Origin of the sequence: Thauera sp. K11 (assembly GCF_002354895.1) — a bacterium.
Taxonomy (GTDB): domain Bacteria; phylum Pseudomonadota; class Gammaproteobacteria; order Burkholderiales; family Rhodocyclaceae; genus Thauera; species Thauera sinica.
Window position 1 is genome coordinate 2,598,985 of sequence record NZ_CP023439.1, and the last position, 18,143, is coordinate 2,617,127.

General features: G+C 68.3%; 15 protein-coding genes and 1 tRNA gene. 12 read left to right on the plus strand and 4 right to left on the minus strand.

Annotation, left to right across the window (positions count from 1 at the left end; all coding sequences use genetic code 11):
- The first annotated feature begins 26 nt into the window (after nucleotides 1-26).
- Nucleotides 27-302, plus strand: a complete 276-nt coding sequence (locus tag CCZ27_RS11325) for a hypothetical protein (RefSeq protein ID WP_096448246.1) — start codon at nucleotides 27-29, stop codon at nucleotides 300-302.
- A 103-nt stretch (nucleotides 303-405) separates the two neighbouring features.
- Here the strand turns inward: CCZ27_RS11325 and CCZ27_RS11330 are convergent.
- A tRNA-Thr gene (locus CCZ27_RS11330) sits at nucleotides 406-481 on the minus strand.
- Nucleotides 482-596: 115 nt separating this feature from the next.
- Here CCZ27_RS11330 and CCZ27_RS23980 point away from each other — a divergent pair.
- The gene (locus CCZ27_RS23980; RefSeq protein ID WP_198363102.1) at nucleotides 597-758 is read left to right on the plus strand and encodes a hypothetical protein; all 162 of its coding nucleotides are present in this window, start codon (nucleotides 597-599) and stop codon (nucleotides 756-758) included.
- A 9-nt stretch (nucleotides 759-767) separates the two neighbouring features.
- Here CCZ27_RS23980 and CCZ27_RS11335 read toward each other — a convergent pair whose 3' ends face one another.
- Nucleotides 768-1,211, minus strand: coding sequence for a ProQ/FINO family protein (locus CCZ27_RS11335; RefSeq protein ID WP_096448248.1), 444 nt, complete (start codon nucleotides 1,209-1,211; stop codon nucleotides 768-770).
- A 221-nt stretch (nucleotides 1,212-1,432) separates the two neighbouring features.
- Between CCZ27_RS11335 and CCZ27_RS11340 the strand changes: the two genes are divergently transcribed.
- Nucleotides 1,433-3,259 (plus strand): GGDEF domain-containing protein, encoded by a 1,827-nt coding sequence (locus tag CCZ27_RS11340; protein ID WP_157748550.1) that lies wholly within the window; start codon nucleotides 1,433-1,435, stop codon nucleotides 3,257-3,259.
- Here CCZ27_RS11340 and CCZ27_RS11345 read toward each other — a convergent pair.
- Nucleotides 3,141-5,333 (minus strand): YgiQ family radical SAM protein, encoded by a 2,193-nt coding sequence (locus CCZ27_RS11345; protein ID WP_503660833.1) that lies wholly within the window; start codon nucleotides 5,331-5,333, stop codon nucleotides 3,141-3,143. The genes CCZ27_RS11340 and CCZ27_RS11345 overlap by 119 nt on opposite strands.
- A 191-nt stretch (nucleotides 5,334-5,524) precedes the next feature.
- On the opposite strand from CCZ27_RS11345, the gene CCZ27_RS11350 reads away from it, so the two are divergent.
- The 7 genes from CCZ27_RS11350 (at nucleotide 5,525) to CCZ27_RS11380 (ending at nucleotide 15,130) form a co-directional block, all read left to right on the plus strand.
- Nucleotides 5,525-6,280, plus strand: coding sequence for an alpha/beta fold hydrolase (locus CCZ27_RS11350; protein WP_096452459.1), 756 nt, complete (start codon nucleotides 5,525-5,527; stop codon nucleotides 6,278-6,280).
- On the plus strand, nucleotides 6,273-7,082 hold the full coding sequence (locus CCZ27_RS11355) for a methyltransferase domain-containing protein (protein WP_232516335.1): 810 nt from the start codon (nucleotides 6,273-6,275) through the stop codon (nucleotides 7,080-7,082). Before CCZ27_RS11350 ends, CCZ27_RS11355 begins: the two co-directional genes overlap by 8 nt.
- A gap of 74 nt (nucleotides 7,083-7,156) precedes the next feature.
- The gene (locus CCZ27_RS11360; RefSeq protein WP_096448252.1) at nucleotides 7,157-8,230 is read left to right on the plus strand and encodes a hypothetical protein; all 1,074 of its coding nucleotides are present in this window, start codon (nucleotides 7,157-7,159) and stop codon (nucleotides 8,228-8,230) included.
- A complete protein-coding gene (recJ, locus tag CCZ27_RS11365; RefSeq protein ID WP_096448254.1) occupies nucleotides 8,227-9,918 on the plus strand; it encodes a single-stranded-DNA-specific exonuclease RecJ in 1,692 nt (563 codons plus the stop codon). The genes CCZ27_RS11360 and recJ overlap by 4 nt, the downstream gene beginning before the upstream one ends.
- A gap of 315 nt (nucleotides 9,919-10,233) precedes the next feature.
- Nucleotides 10,234-12,156, plus strand: a complete 1,923-nt coding sequence (locus CCZ27_RS11370; RefSeq protein ID WP_096448256.1) for a PrkA family serine protein kinase — start codon at nucleotides 10,234-10,236, stop codon at nucleotides 12,154-12,156.
- Between the two features lie 101 nt (nucleotides 12,157-12,257).
- Nucleotides 12,258-13,526: a YeaH/YhbH family protein gene (locus tag CCZ27_RS11375; RefSeq protein WP_096448257.1), complete on the plus strand. Its 1,269-nt coding sequence runs from the start codon at nucleotides 12,258-12,260 to the stop codon at nucleotides 13,524-13,526.
- A complete protein-coding gene (locus tag CCZ27_RS11380; protein WP_096448259.1) occupies nucleotides 13,523-15,130 on the plus strand; it encodes a SpoVR family protein in 1,608 nt (535 codons plus the stop codon). The genes CCZ27_RS11375 and CCZ27_RS11380 overlap by 4 nt, the downstream gene beginning before the upstream one ends.
- 34 nt (nucleotides 15,131-15,164) lie before the next feature.
- Here the strand turns inward: CCZ27_RS11380 and CCZ27_RS11385 are convergent, their stop codons facing one another.
- Nucleotides 15,165-16,055 (minus strand): helix-turn-helix domain-containing protein, encoded by an 891-nt coding sequence (locus CCZ27_RS11385; protein WP_232516336.1) that lies wholly within the window; start codon nucleotides 16,053-16,055, stop codon nucleotides 15,165-15,167.
- 214 nt (nucleotides 16,056-16,269) lie between these two features.
- On the opposite strand from CCZ27_RS11385, the gene CCZ27_RS11390 reads away from it, so the two are divergent.
- Together CCZ27_RS11390 and CCZ27_RS11395 are read left to right on the plus strand one after the other, a co-directional pair.
- Entirely contained in the window at nucleotides 16,270-17,460 is a 1,191-nt protein-coding gene (locus CCZ27_RS11390; RefSeq protein WP_096448263.1) for a 4-hydroxybenzoate 3-monooxygenase, read from the plus strand.
- Nucleotides 17,461-17,675: 215 nt separating this feature from the next.
- On the plus strand, nucleotides 17,676-18,134 hold the full coding sequence (locus tag CCZ27_RS11395) for a carboxymuconolactone decarboxylase family protein (RefSeq protein ID WP_096452461.1): 459 nt from the start codon (nucleotides 17,676-17,678) through the stop codon (nucleotides 18,132-18,134).
- The last annotated feature ends 9 nt before the right edge of the window (nucleotides 18,135-18,143 follow it).

The following is an 18,143-nucleotide window of genomic DNA, read 5'->3' on the forward strand; positions in this document are numbered from 1 at the left end:
GACATCGAACAAGCAGGGAGACGGACATGATCAAGCACGAGGCTGGACCGAACACCCTGAGCCTGCTCGAAGCCGCCCGGCTGATGGCGGGCGGCGCCCTCTCCGAGCACGATGCCGAAGTCCTGCTGGCCAACGCCATCCAGCGCGGCGAACTGCATGCCAACATCAAGCGCTGGGCGACCGAGCAATGGGAGGGCCGGCAACTGCCGGGCAACCTCAACCGGCTCGAAACCTACGTCGAGCGGGAAGACTTCGACGCCTGGCGTACCCGCTCCGATCACTCCGCCCGGCCGGCCTGCTAGGCCGGACCCGCCGTCCGGGCGGTTCGCGGCCCGCCCCTCCAATGAAAAAGGCCAGTGCGGAAACTGGCCTTTTTCATTGGAGCACCGGTTCCGCATGTGTTCTTGGTGCCGGCAAGAGGAGTCGAACCCCCGACCTTCGCATTACAAGTGCGCTGCTCTACCAACTGAGCTATGCCGGCGGCGAGCGCGGATTATAGCGCAAGGCAATGCCACGGGCGCTCGCCTTGACCTTGCCGTCAATTACTGTATATTTAAACAGTCATTGGCAGCAGCGCCATTCAAGGAGACGACACCGTGGAACCGAAGATCAATCGCGTACTGATGGGCCTTGGCCTTCTGGCCGGCCTGCTGATCGGCGTGGGGCACAGCGGCGGTGCGATGGTGGTGGTCATCACCGCCGCCACGGCCGTGTGGCTGCTGCGTTCCGACGCGGAACGCAGCGACCGCCCGCGCTGATCCGCGGGCTCAGCCGTGGCGGCCGAACTTGTCCACCAGTTGCTTGAGCTTTTCGGTGTGGCGGCGCTCGGCCTCCTCGGCTTCTCGTTTCTCGCGCTGTTTGCGGGCGACGGACGCAAACCGCTCCTTCAGCGTGGCTGCGGCATGGGCGCGCTGTTCGTCGGTCACTTCGCCCGCCACGTTGCCGTCGAGATCGAATCGCTCCTTCGAACGCTCCACCGATTTCAGATAGCGCGTCGAAGCCGTGAACATGTGCAGCGCATTGCGCAGGCTCTTGCGGTCGAACTCCGGAAAGCGCTCGGCGATGCTCTTGTCGATGCGCAGCGCGAGCGGCCTGCAGTCACGAAAAGTCGGCGACGACGCCTCCAGGCGCTGCAGGATGGCGCGCGGCTCGAGGCGCTTGGCTTGCGGAGCGGCCTCGGCCGCCTGGTCGGTTGTGGTTTCGGTATTCATCTCTGGAAAAGGCCCGATGCGCGCGCAATCGGGCAGGCGTGCTTCACTCAAACGGATCGGCCGCCATTCTACCCTCCCCGGGCCATCCTCAAGCAGCCTGCGCAAGCCGGAAATTCCTGTACCCATCGTGGGGAAATCGCATCATCGGCGGCCGCGCCAAAACTATAATCCGGCGCTTGTATCGGCGTTCATCCAGCGCCCCAACCACACAAGCGGACAGCATGGCCACCCTCAGCAATCCCACGGAGATCGCCCGCGAAACCCTGCGCCAGCTCGCCATGCGCCGAGTCGCCCCGACGCCCGACAACTACAAGCGGCTGTATCACGAGATCGCCGGCACCCAGGCGGGCGAGGATGCATTTCCCGAGCAGTTCGTGCGCCAGCTCGTACGCCGCCTGCCGCGGGACACGGCCGAACGCCAGCGGCTGGGGCGCAATCTGGACCAGGCCATGGCGGCAGGCGATCCGCGTGCCGGCAATGAAGCGCTCGAGCGCTACCTTAGCAGCCTGCAGGGCGCCGAGACGCTCCCCTGGAACGATCTCATCGCCACCCTCGTGCGGCAGTGGGAAGCCCGCCAGGCCGGCTGGACGACCGCGCGCAAGCGCGAGGCGCTGGATCGCGTGCTGAACGCGAGCGATCCGGCCGCGCTGTTCCCCCGGCTCCAGGGACTCGTCAAGAGCTGGACGCAGGCGCCCGCCGACGGCGACCTGCCCCTCGCCATCGATGCCGGGATGGAGCCCCTCTCCGCTCAGGCCGCAAGCGGGTCGACGGCTGCTCCGCCATCGTCCCTGCGCACCGTGATCGGCGCGCGGCTGTCCGCGGCCCCGGCCGCGGGCGAACTCGTCGACAGTCTGCGGATGCTGCTCTCGCTCGCCTTCGAGGACGTGATTCCGGCCTTTCTCGGCAGCCATCCCGACCTCGCCGACGAGGCCGTCCGGCTGGCGGTGGCGGTGAAGCAGGCGAGCGATGCCGATGCACTGTCCGCCCTCAAGCGCCCGCTGCGCCGCTACGCAGAACGTCTGGAGAACGCTGCCGCCGACGACGCGGAGATTCGCACCGGCCTGCTCGACCTGCTTCGTCTGCTGCTGCGCAACATCGATGAACTGGTGATCGACGACAGTTGGTTGAGCGGCCAGATCGAAATGCTGCGCGAGATCGTCGACGCGCCGCCCACTCCGCGCACCCTCGACGCCGCGGAGCAGCAGTTGAAAGGGCTCATCTACAAGCAGGGCCGGCTCAAGCAGGACCTGATCGAAGCACAACGCTACCTGCGCGAGATGCTGGCGGGCTTCGTGGACCAGCTCGCGCACTTCGCCGAGAGCACCGGCAGCTACCATGACCGCATCGGCGGCTTCGCGCAGCGTATCGCCGAAACCCGGGACATCAACGCCATCGGGCCGCTGCTGGGCGAGGTCATGCATGAGACGCGCGCCATTCAGGAACAGGCGAGACAGTCGCGCGATGAACTCACCGCGGCACGCGAGCACGCCCGCAGCGCCGAACTGCGCATCACCCAGTTGCAACAGGAACTGGATGAAGCCAGCCGCCTGATGCGGCACGATCAGCTCACCGGCGCACTGAACCGCCGCGGCCTGGAAGAAATGGGCCAGAAGGAACGCGCCCGGGCCGACCGCCGCCGCGCGCCGTTGTCGGTCGCCCTGCTGGACATCGACAATTTCAAGCGCCTGAACGACAACTACGGACACCAGTCCGGCGACGAGGCGCTGGTCATGCTGGCCAGCACTGTGCGCAGATACCTGCGCCCGCAGGACACGCTCGCACGCCAGGGGGGAGAGGAATTCGTCATCCTGTTCCCCGATACCGACATCGATCAGGCGAACCTGGCCCTCGTGCGCCTGCAGCGCGAACTCACGCGCGAATTCTTCATGGCGAACAACGACAAGGTCGTCATCACCTTCAGCGCCGGCGTCACACCCTGGACTTCGGGCGAGGCGATGCAGGGCGCCCTGTCGCGCGCCGATGCGGCGATGTACCAGGCGAAGCAGGCGGGCCGGAATCGCGTGTTCGCCGTGCCGGCCCCGGCATAGCGGCGCCGGGCTGCTGGCGCGGCACCAGGCAGCGCGGGCCGTTGCCGATCAGGTCTGCGCGGCCCATCTGCTTCAGCGCCTCGCGCAGCAGCGGCCAGTTCTCCGGGTCGTGCCAGCGCAGGAAAGCCTTGTGCAGCTTGCGGATGCGGCCCGCGCGCGCAGTCTCCACCGCTTCCGAATCCGCCGACACCTTCTTCAGCGGGTTCTTGCGCGTGTGGTACATCGTCGTGGCGATCGCCATCGGCGTCGGCAGGAAAGTCTGCACCTGATCGAGGCGGAAATCGTGCCGCTTGAGCCACAGCGCGAGATTCAGCATGTCCTCGTCGGTCGTGCCCGGATGCGCGGCGATGAAGTACGGCACCAGATGCTGCTTCTTGCCCGCCTGCTTCGAGAACTTCTCGAACATCTCGGCAAAGGCCTCGTAGGCACCGATGCCCGGTTTCATCATCTTGGAGAGCGGCCCGTCCTCGGTATGCTCGGGCGCGATCTTGAGCAGGCCGCTGACGTGATGGGTGACCAGTTCCTTCACGTACTCCGGCGAGCGCACCGCGAGGTCGTAGCGCAGGCCGGAACCGATGGTGATGCGCTTCACGCCCGGTACCGCCCTCGCCTTGCGATAAAGCTCGACCAGCGACGAATGGTCGGTGTCCAGGTTCTCGCAGACGCCCGGATACACGCACGACAGCCGCCGGCAGTTCTCCTCGATCGCCTTGCTCTTGCAGGCCATGCGGTACATGTTCGCCGTCGGCCCGCCGAGGTCGGTGATGTGGCCCTTGAAGTCGGACTGCTTGTCGCGGATCTCCTCGATCTCGCGGATGATCGACGCGTGCGAGCGGCTCTGGATGATGCGGCCCTCGTGCTCGGTGATCGAGCAGAAGGTACAGCCGCCGAAGCAGCCGCGCATGATGTTGATCGAGAACTTGATCATGTCCCAGGCCGGGATGCGGGCATCGCCGTAGCCCGGGTGCGGCGCGCGCGCGTACGGCCGGCCGTAGACGAAATCCATCTCCGGCGTGGAAAGCGGCACCGGCGGCGGGTTCAGCCATACGTCGCGCGCACCCGGCCCCTCGCCGTGGCGCTGCACCAGGGCGCGCGCATTGCCGGGGTTGGACTCGAGATGGAACACGCGCGACGCATGGGCATACATCACCTCGTCTTCCCTCACCTGCTCGTAGGACGGCAGGCGGACGACCTGGTGCTCGCGGCGTGCGCGGCGCGCGGCGACCCGCTCGGCGGCGGGCACGATGCGCACCGGCTGCGCGCCGTCCTGCGCCTGCCGCGCCGGCGCCGGCTCCATCGCGTACGGGTCGGGATGCCGGTCGATGCGCCCGGGCCGATCGAGCGCCAGCGAATCGATCTCCTCCCATTCCGCGCCCGGCATCCAGCCCGGCTTCACCATGAAGGCGGTGCCGCGCAGGTCGCGGATCTGCCCGATCGGCTCGCCGGCCGCCAGGCGGTAGGTCAGCGCGACCAGCGCCCGTTCCGCGTTGCCGAACAGCAGGATGTCGGCCTTGGAGTCCGGCAGCACCGAGCGCCGCACCTTGTCCGACCAGTAGTCGTAATGCGCGATGCGCCGCAGGCTGGCCTCGATGCTGCCGATCACGATGTTGGCGTCGGGATGGGCCTCGCGTGCACGCTGCGCGTACACCGTCACCGCGCGGTCGGGGCGCCTGCCGGCCTCGGCGTCGGGGGTGTAGGCGTCGTCGGAGCGGATCTTGCGGTCCGACGTGTAGCGGTTGACCAGCGAATCCATGTTGCCGGCGGTGATGCCGAAATACAGCCGCGGCCTGCCCAGCGCACGGAAGGGCTCGGCCGACTGCCAGTCCGGCTGGCTGATGATGCCGACGCGAAAGCCGTGCGCCTCCAGCAGGCGGCCGACCAGCGCCATGCCGAAGCTCGGATGGTCGATATAGGCATCGCCGGTGACGAGGATCACGTCGCACGCATCCCAGCCCAGCGCGTCCATCTCGGCACGCGACATGGGCAGGAAGGGAGCGGTGCGGCGGCCGGAAGCGGCCCGCGCGACGATGCCGTCGGCCGCACTCCACCCGGCGGGAGAACTGGACTGTTTCATGATGAGCGCCATTGTATCGACCCGAGAGGCCCGTTCGCTGCAATTTGCCTGCGGCCGCCGGCCGCCGCGCCTGCCCCGGTTTGACACCGCCGGCCGCTTTGCGCGACATTTCCCGCCCTGCCGCAGGATTCCGCCATGCCCTCGTCCGCCCTCGCTCCCCCCAGTGCCCGGATGTCGCCGGGAGACGGCCGATGAGCCTGCCGCTGGTCCTGCTGCACGGCTGGGGCCTCACCCCCGCCGTCTGGCGACCCTTGGTGCAAGCCTTGCCGGCGATGCCGGATCTGCGGACGCCCGCGCTGCCCGGCCACGCCGGTGCCCCCGCCGCGCCGCCGGAACTCCATGCATGGTCGGATGCGCTGCTGCCGCAATTGCCCGACGGGACCGCCGTGCTGTGCGGCTGGTCGCTCGGCGGGCTGATCGCCCTCGATCTCGCCGCACGCCACCCCGAGCGGGTTGCGCGGCTGATCCTGATCGGCGCCACGCCGCGCTTCGTATCGGCGCCGCCCGCCGGCGCCGCCGACCCCTGGCCGCACGGGCTGGACGCGGCCGCCGCGCAGGATTTCGTCACGCGCTTCGGGCTCGACCCGACTGCCGCGATGCAGCGCTTCACCGCCCTGCAGGCGCTCGGCGACGGCCGCCGGCGCGCGGTCTCCGCGGCGCTCGCGGAGGCGCTGGACGATACCGGCCCCGAGAACACCAGCGCGCTGGCGGACGGCCTGCGGGTGCTCACCACAGCCGACCTCAGGCCGGCGGCCGCGCGCATCGGCCAGCCGGCGCTGCTGCTGCATGGCGACGGCGACGCGCTGATGCCAGTCGGCGCTGCGCAGTGGCTGGCCGGTTGCCTGCCCCGCGCGCAACTGCTGCGCTTTTCCGACTGCGGGCATGCGCCCTTCGTGTCGCGGCCGGCGGAATGCGCCGCCGCCATCGGACGGTTCGTCCTTGACTAGACGGCAGCACAAGCAGGCGGTGCGCAGCGCCTTCGACCGCGCCGCGGCCAGCTACGACGGCGCCGCGGCGGTGCAGCGCGAGATCTGCCACCGGCTCGCCGGCTTCGCCGCCACCGCGCCCTGCGGCGGCACGCCGCGCCGCGTGCTGGACGCGGGCTGCGGCACCGGCTACGGGCTAGGGCTGCTCGCCTCGCTGTGCCCGCAGGCGGAACTGTTCGCGCTCGACTTCGCGCCCGCAATGCTTGCGCGGCTGGCCAGCGGCCGGCCGGAAAAGACCACCCGCGGAACGGCCCCCGGCCTCGTCTGCGGCGATCTCGAAGCCCTGCCGCTGGCCGGCGGGACGATGGACGCCGTCTGGTCCAGCCTGGCGCTGCAATGGTGCGACCCCGCCCTCGCCCTGGGCGAGATCGCCCGCGTGCTGCGTCCCGGCGGCGTCGCCTGGCTCGCCACGCTCGGCCCCGCCACGCTGTGCGAACTGCGCGCAGCCTTCGCCGCGGTGGACGACGCCGAGCACGTGATCCGCTTCCATCCGCTCGAACGCTGGCGCGAAGAGGCCGCCAGGGCCGGCCTCGACGAGGCCGCCGCCGCCGCGCCGCGCGTCCATGCGCTTGCGCCCGACCTGCGCCGCCTGCTGCGCGACATCAAGGCCATCGGCGCGCACAGCGTCGGCGGCGGCCCGCGCCCCGCGCTGACACGCGCCCATTGGCGGCGGCTCGAAAGCCGCTACGAGGCGCACCGCCGGCCCGACGGTATGCTGCCGGCCACCTACGACCTGATCCTGCTCGCCCTGCGCAAGCGCTGAGGCTGCCTTTGCACCCAGCGATGGCACTCGCCGCGGCGTGCTAGACTCGCGCCGCTTTTCACGCTTTCGCTCCGATGCAGATCCAGCTTCTGATCCCCGGCCTGTTGTGGCCCACCGCCACGCTGCTCGGCCCGGCTTCCGGGCTGGCGCTCGACGGGCTGGCCGCCCTGCTCGGCCGCGGCAGGCGGCAGGTGCACGGCTTCGACCCCTACGACAGGCAGCTCGCCCGCCTCTTCGGGCTGGAAGCCGGGACGATGCCGACGGCCCTGCTGCGCCGCCTCGGCGAGCCCTGCGCATCGCCACCCGCGCCCGGCAGCCACTGGCTGTGCGCCGATCCGGTGAACCTGTCGTTCGCACGCGAGCACCTGCTGCTGCAGACCTTTCCCGAAGGCGAACTCGACGCCGCCGAAGCCGGCGAACTCGTCGCCGCGCTGAACGAAACCTTCACCGACATCGGCCGCTTCGAGGTATGCACGCCCACGCGCTGGTACCTGCGCCTCGACAAGCCGGCCCGCACCACCCTGTACCCGCTGGACGACGTCGTCGGCCGGCCGGTCAAGCACTTCCTGCCCGAGGGCGAGGAAGCCCGATCGTGGCAGCGCACGATGAACGAAGCGCAGATCGTGCTGCACAACCATGCGCGCAGCCGCGCACGCGAGGAAGCCGGCCTGCGCGCGGTCAACAGCGTATGGCTGTGGGGCGCGGGCGATGCCGGCCGCACGCCGGCGATCCGGGCCGCCCTGGTGCAGACCGACGATCCGCTCTGCGTGGGACTCGCCCGCGCGGCGGGCGTGCCGGCCGGCGCGCCGGACATCTCCACCGCCCTGCGGCAGGACACGCTGGTCGTGCTCGACACCCTGCGCAAGCCGGCCCAGCAACTGGACCTCGACGCCTGGCGCCGCGGCCTCGCCGCGCTCGAACGCGACTGGTTCGCACCGCTCGCAGAAGCCATCAGGCAAGGCCGGATGGGCAGCCTGCGCCTGCTCGCCCCGAGCGACCGCGGCACGCTGGACCTCGAGCTGCGCAGCGCGGACCGCTGGAAGTTCTGGCGCAAGCCTTACGCCTTCGAGGCCCTGCTGCAGTCCGTCGCCCCCGCGCCGATGGCCCTGCCCGACGCGCCGCCGCCCCCTCCGGACTCCGACCGATGACCCGCATCCAGCCCCGCGCCGTCCCGCAGCGCGCCTACGCCAGCCTTGCCGATGCCGGCATCCACCCGCTGCTCGCCCGCCTGTACGCCGCGCGCGGCATCGCCCGCGCCGACGAACTCGACACCGGCCTCAAGAACCTGCTGCCGCCCGAAGCATTGCGCGGCACGCACGAAGCCGCCGCACTGCTGGCCGACGCCATCGAGGCTGGCGCGCGCATGGTCATCGTCGCCGACTACGACTGCGACGGCGCCACCGCCTGCGCGGTGGGCATGCGCGCGCTGCGCGCCTTCGGCGCCGACGTGCATTACCTGGTGCCCGACCGCGTCACGCTGGGCTACGGCCTGACCCCGGCGATGGTGGAGATCGCCGCCCGGCTCGAACCCGAGGTGCTGATCACCGTGGACAACGGCATCGCCAGCGTCGAAGGCATTGCCGCCGCGCGCGCACACGGCATGGCCACCATCGTCACCGACCATCACCTGCCGGGCGACGTGCTGCCCGAGGCCGACGTCATCGTCAATCCCAACCAGCCCGGCTGCGACTTCCCGAGCAAGGCGCTGGCCGGCGTCGGCGCGATGTTCTACACCATGCTCGCGCTGCGCGCCGAACTGCGCGAGCGCGGTGCCTTCGCCGGCGGCAGGGAACCCAACCTCGCCGACCTGCTCGACCTCGTCGCGCTGGGCACCGTGGCCGACGTGGTGAAGCTCGACCGCAACAACCGCATCCTGGTCGCGCAGGGCCTCGCCCGCATGCGCGCCGGCCGCCTGCAGCCCGGCATCCGCGCGCTGTTCGCGGTGGCCGGCCGCGACCCGGCGCGCGCCAGCGCCACCGACCTCGGCTTCATGATCGGCCCGCGCCTGAACGCCGCCGGCCGCCTGTCGGACATGAGCCTGGGCATCGAATGCCTCATCACCGACGACGCCGGCCGCGCGCTCAACATCGCGCAGGAACTCGACAAGCTCAACCGCGAACGCCGCGCCATCGAAGCCGGCATGCAGGAAGACGCCCTGGCGCGGCTGGCCGGTTTCGACGCCGGCAACGCCGCCACCGTGTCGCTGTTCGAGCCCGACTGGCACCAGGGAGTGATCGGCATCGTCGCCGGCCGCATCAAGGAACGCCTGCACCGCCCGACCGTCGCCTTCGCACGTGCCGGCGACGGCGAACTGAAGGGCTCCGGCCGCTCGATTCCCGGCCTGCACCTGCGCGATGCGCTGGATCTCGTCACCAAGCGCCATCCGGAGCTGATCGCGCGTTTCGGCGGCCACGCGATGGCGGCCGGGCTCACGATCATGGAAAGCGACCTCGCCCGCTTCAAGGCCGCGTTCGAGGACGTGGTCGGCGAACTGCTGGAACCCGCCGACCGCGAACGCCGCATCGATACCGACGGCAGCCTGGAATCGGGCTACTTCGCGCTGGACGCGGTGCGCATGCTCGACGGCGAGATCTGGGGCCAGGGCTTTCCCGCCCCGTTGTTCGACGACGTCTTCCGCGTCGAGCGCCAGCGCCTGCTGAAGGAGCGTCACCTGAAGCTCGAGCTGTCGCGCAACGGCACCCGCTACGACGCCATCCGGTTCAACCACGCCGACGGCACCGCCGCGCAGATCCGTGCCGCCTATCGCCTGGGCGTCAACGAATACAACGGCGTCGCCAGCGTGCAGTTGATGCTGGAGCATTTCGAAACGGCCTGAGCCCCGGCCGCCTCCGCACTGTTGATTTCCGTGCACTTTTGGTGCAACGCCCCAAAACCGTGCATCGGATTTGTGCGGTCCGCAACACCCCCTCCATGCCCGTCGCCTGACCGCAGCCGCGGGGGCGGCGCCGATCCCCTGATCGTCCGCCGTATTCCCGCGCGCTCTTTGTGCACCGCAACAAGTCTGGCACGGCTGATGCTTTGACCTCGTCGACATCGAAGCAACGGCAGTTCGGCACCGGCCGCTTCCGGCGCCGGTCTGCGGTTGCGCGACAGCAGGGCTCGACCCATCACCATGCTAGGAGACGTTGCCATGAGCATCTTCAATGCCTACCAGGCCCGCTACGAAACGGCGCGCGAAGAGGAAATGTCGCTGCAGGACTACCTCGAACTCTGCCGCAGCGACCGCACCGCCTACGCCACCGCCGCCGAACGCATGTTGATGGCGATCGGCGAACCGGAACTCGTCGACACCCGGCTCGACCCGCGGCTGTCGCGCATCTTCTCCAACAAGGTGCTCAAGATCTACCCCGCCTTCCGCGACTTCTACGGCATGGAAGAGGTCATCGAGCACATCGTGTCCTACTTCCGCCACGCCGCGCAGGGGCTGGAGGAGAAGAAGCAGATCCTCTACCTGCTCGGGCCGGTGGGCGGCGGCAAGTCCTCGCTCGCCGAGAAGCTCAAGAGCCTGATCGAGAAGGTGCCCTTCTACGCGATCAAGGGCTCGCCGGTGAGCGAGTCGCCGCTGGGGCTGTTCGACGTCGCCGAGGACGGGCGCATCCTGGAGGAGGATTACGGCATCCCGCGCCGCTACCTCAACACCATCATGAGCCCGTGGGCGGTCAAGCGCCTGAACGAGTTCGGCGGCGACATCACGAGGTTCCGCGTGGTCAAGCTCACGCCCTCGGTGCTCAGGCAGACCGCGGTGGCCAAGACCGAGCCCGGCGACGAGAACAACCAGGACATCTCGTCGCTGGTGGGCAAGATCGACATCCGCAAGCTCGAGCAGTATTCGCAGGACGACCCCGACGCCTACAGCTACTCGGGCGGGCTGTGCCTGGCCAACCGCGGGCTGCTCGAGTTCGTCGAGATGTTCAAGGCGCCGATCAAGGTGCTGCACCCGCTGCTCACCGCCACGCAGGAGGGCAACTACAAGGGCACCGAGGGCTTCGGCGCGATCCCGTTCGACGGCATCGTGATGGCGCACTCGAACGAGTCCGAGTGGGCGGCGTTCAAGAACAACAAGAACAACGAAGCCTTTCTCGACCGCATCTACACCGTCAAGGTGCCCTACTGCCTGCGCGTGTCGGACGAGATCCGCATCTACGAGAAGCTGCTCGCCCACAGCTCGCTGTCGGAAGCGCCCTGCGCCCCGGACACGCTGAAGATGATGGCGCAGTTCTTCATCCTCTCGCGCCTGAAGGAACCGGAGAACTCCAGCATCTTCTCCAAGATGCGCGTCTATGACGGCGAGAACCTGAAGGACACCGACCCGAAGGCCAAGAGCTACCAGGAGTACCGCGACTACGCCGGCGTCGATGAGGGCATGACCGGGCTTTCCACCCGCTTCGCCTTCAAGGTGCTGTCCAAGGTGTTCAACTTCGACCACCGCGAGGTCGCCGCCAACCCGGTGCACCTGATGTACGTGCTCGAGCAGCAGATCGAGGCCGAGCAGTTCCCGCCCGAGGCGGAGGAACGCTACATCGCCGGCATCAAGGAATACCTGGCGCCGCGCTACGCGGAGTTCATCGGCAAGGAGATCCAGACCGCCTACCTCGAGAGCTACTCCGAATACGGCCAGAACATCTTCGACCGCTACGTCACCTACGCCGACTTCTGGATCCAGGACCAGGAATTCCGCGACCCCAACACCGGCGAGATCCTCGACCGCGCGGCGCTCAACGAGGAGCTGGAGAAGATCGAGAAGCCGGCGGGCATCAGCAACCCCAAGGACTTCCGCAACGAGGTGGTGAACTTCGTGCTGCGCGCGCGCGCCAAGCACGACGGCCGCAACCCGAGCTGGACCTCCTACGAAAAGCTGCGCGCGGTGATCGAGAAGAAGATGTTCTCCAACACCGAGGACCTCCTGCCGGTCATCAGCTTCAACGCCAAGGCCAGCGCCGACGAGCAGAAGAAGCACCAGGACTTCGTCAACCGCATGATCGAGAAGGGCTACACCGAGAAGCAGGTGCGCCTGCTGTGCGAGTGGTACCTGCGCGTGCGCAAGTCGTCGTAGGCGCGGCGACCGGCCGGCACCGCGGCGCACCCGGCGTGCGCCGCGGGCGGGGCCCGGCCACCGGAGCGGCCGTCCGGGCCCGACACCATCGAGGAGGCATCATGGCCCGCATCATCGATCGACGTTTCGACAGCAAGCACAAGAGCACCGTCAATCGCCAGCGCTTCATGCGCCGCTTCAAGCAGCAGATCCGCAAGGCGGTGTCGGAGGCGATCCATGGCCGTTCGATCCGCGACCTCGACAACGGCGAGAAGATCAGCATCCCCGCGCGCGACCTGTCCGAGCCCATCCTGCACCAGGGCCGCGGCGGCATCTGGGAGCAGGTCTTCAGCGGCAACGACCAGTTCTCCGCCGGCGACCTCATCCGGCGCCCGTCCGGCGGCGACGGTGGCGGAGGCGGCCAGGGCGAGGCCGGCAACGAGGGCGAACACGAGGATGCCTTCGTGTTCCAGCTCTCGCGCGAGGAGTTCCTCGACCTCTTCTTCGAGGACCTGGAACTGCCCCGGCTGATCCGCACGCAACTGGCCTGCATCACCGATCTCAAGACGCGGCGCGCCGGCTTCACCTCGGACGGGGTGCCCACCAACATCAACGTCGTGCGCTCCCTGCGCGGCGCGCTCGGCCGCCGCCTGGCGCTGGGTTCACCGTACAACGCGCGGCTGCGCGAACTGCAGCGCGAACTCGACGACGCGCTGGAAGAAGATGGCGAGGACGCCGCCGCGGTCGTCGCGCTGCGCGACCAGATCGGCCGCGTGCGCGCGAAGATCGACAACATCCCCTTCATCGACAGCTTCGACCTGCGCTACAACAACCGCATCCGGGTGCCGCAGCCGACCACCCAGGCGGTGATGTTCTGCCTGATGGACGTCTCCGGCTCGATGGATGAGAACCGCAAGGCCACTGCCAAGCGCTTCTTCATGCTGCTGCACCTCTTTCTGACGCGCACCTACGAGCACATCGAGGTCGTCTTCATCCGCCACCACACGGTGGCCCAGGAGACCGACGAGGACGAATTCTTCCACTCGCGCGAATCGGGCGGCACGGTGGTTTCCAGCGCGCTGGTGCTGATGCGCGACATCATCCGCGAGCGCTACGCCAACGGCCAGTGGAACATCTACGGCGCCCAGGCTTCCGACGGCGACAACTGGCAAAACGATTGCGCGGTCAGCCGCGACCTGCTCGCGCAGGACATCCTGCCCGCCTGCCAGTACTTCGCCTACATCGAGATCACCGACGCAGACGCGCAGAACCTGTGGCAGGAGTACGAGACCGTACGCGCCTCGCGCAGCAACTTCGCCATGCAGCGCATCCAGTCGCCGGCCGACATCTATCCGGTGTTCCGTGAACTGTTCAAGAAGAGCCTGTCATGAAACGCGCAACCCGAACCGCCCGCAAAGCCGCGCCCCTGCCCGCCACGTCGGAATGGACGTTCGACAGCATCGAGCAGTACCACGGCGAGATCGCCCGCGTAGCCAGGGACTACGGCCTGGACACCTACCCGGTGCAGATCGAGGTCATCACCGCCGAGCAGATGATGGACGCCTACGCCTCGGTCGGCATGCCGGTCAACTACCACCACTGGTCCTTCGGCAAGCACTTCCTCGCCACCGAGAAAGGCTACAGGCGCGGGCAGATGGGGCTGGCCTACGAGATCGTCATCAACTCCGACCCCTGCATCGCCTACCTGATGGAAGAGAACACGCTGACCATGCAGGGGCTGGTGATCGCCCACGCCGCCTACGGCCACAACAGCTTCTTCAAGGGCAACTACCTGTTCCGCACCTGGACCAACGCCGACGCCATCATCGACTACCTCGTGTTCGCGCGGAACTACATCAGCCAGTGCGAGGAGCGCTACGGCGAGGAAGAAGTCGAGATGCTGCTCGACTCCTGCCACGCCCTGATGAACCTGGGCGTCGACCGCTACAAGCGCCCCGGCAAGCTCTCGGTGGCGCAGGAGAAGCTGCGCCAGAAGGAGCGCGAGGACTACCTGCAGACGCAGGTCAACGACCTGTGGCGCACGCTGCCGTCGCACGAGACGCGCGATGACGCCCGCGCCCGGCACCCGCGCTTTCCGGCCGAGCCGGAGGAAAACCTGCTCTATTTCATCGAGAAGAACGCCCCGCTGCTCGAGCCCTGGCAGCGCGAGGTCGTGCGCATCGTGCGCAAGATCGCGCAGTACTTCTTCCCCCAGCGCCAGACCCAGGTCATGAACGAAGGCTGGGCCACCTTCTGGCATTACACCCTGCTCAACACCCTGTACGACGAAGGGCTGCTGGCCGACAGCTTCATGCTCGAGTTCCTGCAGTCGCACACCAACGTCGTCGCCCAGCCCCCCTACAACAGCCGCTGGTACAGCGGCATCAACCCCTACGCGCTGGGCTTTGCCATGTGGCGCGACATCCGCCGCATCTGCGAGGACCCCGACGACGAGGACCGCCGCTGGTTCCCCGAGATCGCCGGCTCCGACTGGCGCGAGACCTTCGATTTCGCCATGCGCAACTTCAAGGACGAGAGCTTCATCGCCCAGTACCTGTCGCCCAGGGTCATGCGCGAGTTCCGCTTCTTCGCCGTGCTCGACGACGACCGCGAAGACAAGCTCAAGGTGTCGGCCATCCACGACGATCCGGGCTTCCAGCGCGTGCGCCAGATCCTCTCCGAGCAGTACAACCTGGGCAACCGCGAGCCCAACATCCAGGTCTGGAACGTCGACCTGCGCGGCGACCGCTCGCTCACCCTGCGCCACCAGCAGCACCAGCGCCGCCCCCTGGGCGACACCACCGAAGAGGTCATGAAGCACATCGCCCGGCTGTGGGGATTCACCGTGCGCCTCGAAGCGGTGGACGAAGCAGGCGAATGCCGGCTGATCCACGAGACGCGCGCCGAGCGCCGAGCGCCAGGGACGGACGGCCGGACTCGAAGCGGCCCTTTCCTGAACGGGACTCTCCGCCCGGCGAACGGCACGGGACGCTGAAGCGCAGGCCGGTGCGATCCGGCCCGGCCTGCGCTCACCCCTCCCGCGCGCGGCCGTGCAACTGGCGGAACGCCGATGGCGCAGTGCCTTGCGCCTTTGTGAAGAAGCGAGAGAAGTACGACGGATCGCGGAAGCCGAGCGCATAGCTGATGCTGGCCACATCGAGATCCGAATAGGCGAGCAGGCGGCGCGCCTCCAGCAGCAGGCGGTCGTGAATCAGTTGCTGCGCGCTGCGCCCCGTCTTGCGGCGGCACGCGATATTGAGCTGCACGGTCGACACGCCGAGTTGGCCGGCATAGAAGCTCACCGGCCGCCGCTCGCGAAAATTGCGGTCGATCAGTTCGTGGAAGCGGTCCAGCCGCTGGGCGAAGCGCTCCTGCCCGACGTCCTGGCGCGCGCTGCCGCCCGCGCGTGCGAGCCAGACCAGCACGTGGGTCAGGATCGCCAGCATCACGCTGACGCGGCCCGGCCGGCTGCCCGTGTATTCCTCCCTGAGCCGGTGGAACAGTTGGCGCAGCAGCGCCAGCGACGCCGCCTCGTCGCCCAGCAGGTGTCGATGCGGGCTGCCGAGTTCGCCGTGCAGTTCGGGCGACGGCACCAGCAGTTCGCCCAGCAGGAACTGCGGCATGGTGACGATGTGGCCGACCACGTCCGGCGAGAACGAGTAGCCATGCACGCGCCGCGGCGGCATCGCCACGATGCACGGCGTCGGCAGCGCGCCGCTTTGCGTTTCCAGCGTCATGCCCGCCCCGCCGCTCTCCAGGAACAGGATCTGGAACAGGTTGTCGTGGCGGTGCGGCGTGATTTCCCAGTCGTACAGCGAGCTGCGCTCGACGATCGTCTCGTAGTGCATCGGCTCGGGCGCCGGCCAGAGTTCCGTTTCGCCGAACAGCTTGTAGGTGGGAATGCGGGAGGCGTCATCCACGGGCATCAACTCCGGGAACCGGCCCGGCCGGGGAGGAAGGTTTGCCACGTCACGGCCGAGGCGATGCAGCGGCTTTCGAAAACTACCATAAATCTCATTAATTCTTACATTCATCGATTTTGATTGTGTCCGTAAGCTTCGTTTCCGTCCCCCGCCCGCAAGACAGGGCGCGCGGGTCAAGGACAAGACCCCATCATTCCAGCGGAGACGAAAAATGGCGCACAAAACCCAGGTCGGCATCATCGGCGCAGGCCCGGCGGGCCTGCTGCTTTCGCACCTGCTCCACCTTCAGGGCATCGATTCCATCATCCTCGAGCAGCAGGCCCGCGAAGCCATCGAGGGAACCATCAAGGCAGGCGTGCTCGAATACCCGACCGTGCAACTGCTCAAGCAGCTCGGCGTCGGCGACCGCATGATGCGGGAGGGCTTCGAGCACCACGGCATCGAACTCGCCTTCGGCGGCAAGCGCCATCGCATCGACCTGCACGAACTCACCGGCGGCAAGTCGATCATGGTCTATCCGCAGCACGAGGTCATCACCGATCTGGTCGCCGCCGTGTTGGGGAACGGCACGACGATCGAGTTCGGCGTGGCCGATGTCGGCCTGCACGATGTAGACAGCGAACGGCCGTCGATCCGCTACACCAGGAACGGCGAGGCGCACGAGATCCAATGCGACTTCATCGCCGGCTGTGACGGTTTCCACGGCCCCTCGCGCCAAGCGATCCCGGCCGCCGTCCGCCGGGAGCACCTGAAGACCTACCCCTGCGGCTGGTTCGGCATCCTGTGCGAGGCACCGCCTTCCAGCGAGGAACTGATCTACGCCCAGAGCGACCGCGGCTTCGTGCTCGTCAGCACGCGCACGCCGACCGTCCAACGCATGTACTTCCAGTGCGACCCTGCCGACAGCGTGGACAACTGGTCCGACGATCGCATCTGGACGGAATTCCATGCGCGCACGGCTGGCAGCGATGGCTGGAAGCTGAAGGAAGGCCGCATCTTCCAGAAAGGCATCATCGCGATGCGCAGCTTCGTCTGCGAAACGATGCAGCACGGGCGGCTGTTTCTCGCCGGCGACTCGGCCCACATCGTGCCGCCCACCGGCGCCAAGGGCCTGAACCTGGCGGCGGGCGACGTCGTGCTGCTGAGCGGCGCGATCGCCGATTTCTACCGCGGGGCCTCGCGGGAAGCGCTCGCCGGCTACGGCGCCAGCGCGCTCAAGCGCATCTGGCGCGGCGAGCACTTCTCGTGGTTCATGACCACCATGCTGCACGACTTCGACGGCGAGGACACGATCACCCGCCGCTTCCGCCGCGCCCAGCTCGACTACGTGGTGAGTTCGCGCGCAGCCGCGGCCTCGCTGGCCGAGAACTACGTCGGGCTGCCGTTCGAAGGTCCCGCATGACAATCGCCGCCGCCCGGTGCGCCCCGAGCAAGAACCATGACCATCAACCCGCGCAAGCAGGCGGCACGCCCGGGACCGCCTTCGGGACGCGCGGCGTCGGCGTCGCCCACTGAACGGCGCGGCCCGCCGCGGCGGGCCATGCCGCCCGACCCTTCGCCCATCCTCCGCACCGGACGGCCATGCGCCGCCCGGGCATCCGCCAACAGGAGAACCCCATGCTGCCACCCCGAGTCAATGTCGACATCGTCCGCGAACGCATCGGCGCCTATGCCGACCAGGACCAGAGCGCGGAAGAACGCTTTGCGATCTACAAGGAACTCATCGGCTTCGTGCCGCCGCGCATCGAAGCCCGCATCAACGTCACCGGCGCACTCGACCCCACCCTGCTCGAAATGCAGGAAAAGATGCGCGCCCACGCGATGTACCCGGAGTGCTTCGACGTGAAGACGGCGCAACTGATGCTGTTCGGCATGCTGCTGATGGACCTCAACGACGCCGCGCCGCTGCACGGCATCGCCGCGCGCCGCGCCGGTGCGAGCTGGGAGGAAATGCAGGCGGTGGTGAGCCTGGCCTTCCTGTTCCGCGGCCTGTCCGCGGCCAACCGCGGCGCCGAGATCATCGCCAACATCGCCAAGCGCGAGGCCGACGACGAAGCGGCCAGGGCCAGCGCCTGAAGGGAGGTC

Bases quoted from the DNA above. Each gene is read 5' to 3' on its own strand.
- CCZ27_RS11325 (WP_096448246.1), top strand. From the start codon at position 27: ATGATCAAGCACGAGGCTGGACCGAACACCCTGAGCCTGCTCGAAGCC.
- CCZ27_RS11335 (WP_096448248.1), bottom strand. From the start codon at position 1,211: ATGAATACCGAAACCACAACCGACCAGGCGGCCGAGGCCGCTCCGCAA.
- CCZ27_RS11340 (WP_157748550.1), top strand. From the start codon at position 1,433: ATGGCCACCCTCAGCAATCCCACGGAGATCGCCCGCGAAACCCTGCGC.
- CCZ27_RS11345 (WP_503660833.1), bottom strand. From the start codon at position 5,333: ATGAAACAGTCCAGTTCTCCCGCCGGGTGGAGTGCGGCCGACGGCATC.
- CCZ27_RS11350 (WP_096452459.1), top strand. From the start codon at position 5,525: ATGAGCCTGCCGCTGGTCCTGCTGCACGGCTGGGGCCTCACCCCCGCC.
- CCZ27_RS11360 (WP_096448252.1), top strand. From the start codon at position 7,157: ATGCAGATCCAGCTTCTGATCCCCGGCCTGTTGTGGCCCACCGCCACG.
- recJ (WP_096448254.1), top strand. From the start codon at position 8,227: ATGACCCGCATCCAGCCCCGCGCCGTCCCGCAGCGCGCCTACGCCAGC.
- CCZ27_RS11370 (WP_096448256.1), top strand. From the start codon at position 10,234: ATGAGCATCTTCAATGCCTACCAGGCCCGCTACGAAACGGCGCGCGAA.
- CCZ27_RS11375 (WP_096448257.1), top strand. From the start codon at position 12,258: ATGGCCCGCATCATCGATCGACGTTTCGACAGCAAGCACAAGAGCACC.
- CCZ27_RS11380 (WP_096448259.1), top strand. From the start codon at position 13,523: ATGAAACGCGCAACCCGAACCGCCCGCAAAGCCGCGCCCCTGCCCGCC.
- CCZ27_RS11390 (WP_096448263.1), top strand. From the start codon at position 16,270: ATGGCGCACAAAACCCAGGTCGGCATCATCGGCGCAGGCCCGGCGGGC.
- CCZ27_RS11395 (WP_096452461.1), top strand. From the start codon at position 17,676: ATGCTGCCACCCCGAGTCAATGTCGACATCGTCCGCGAACGCATCGGC.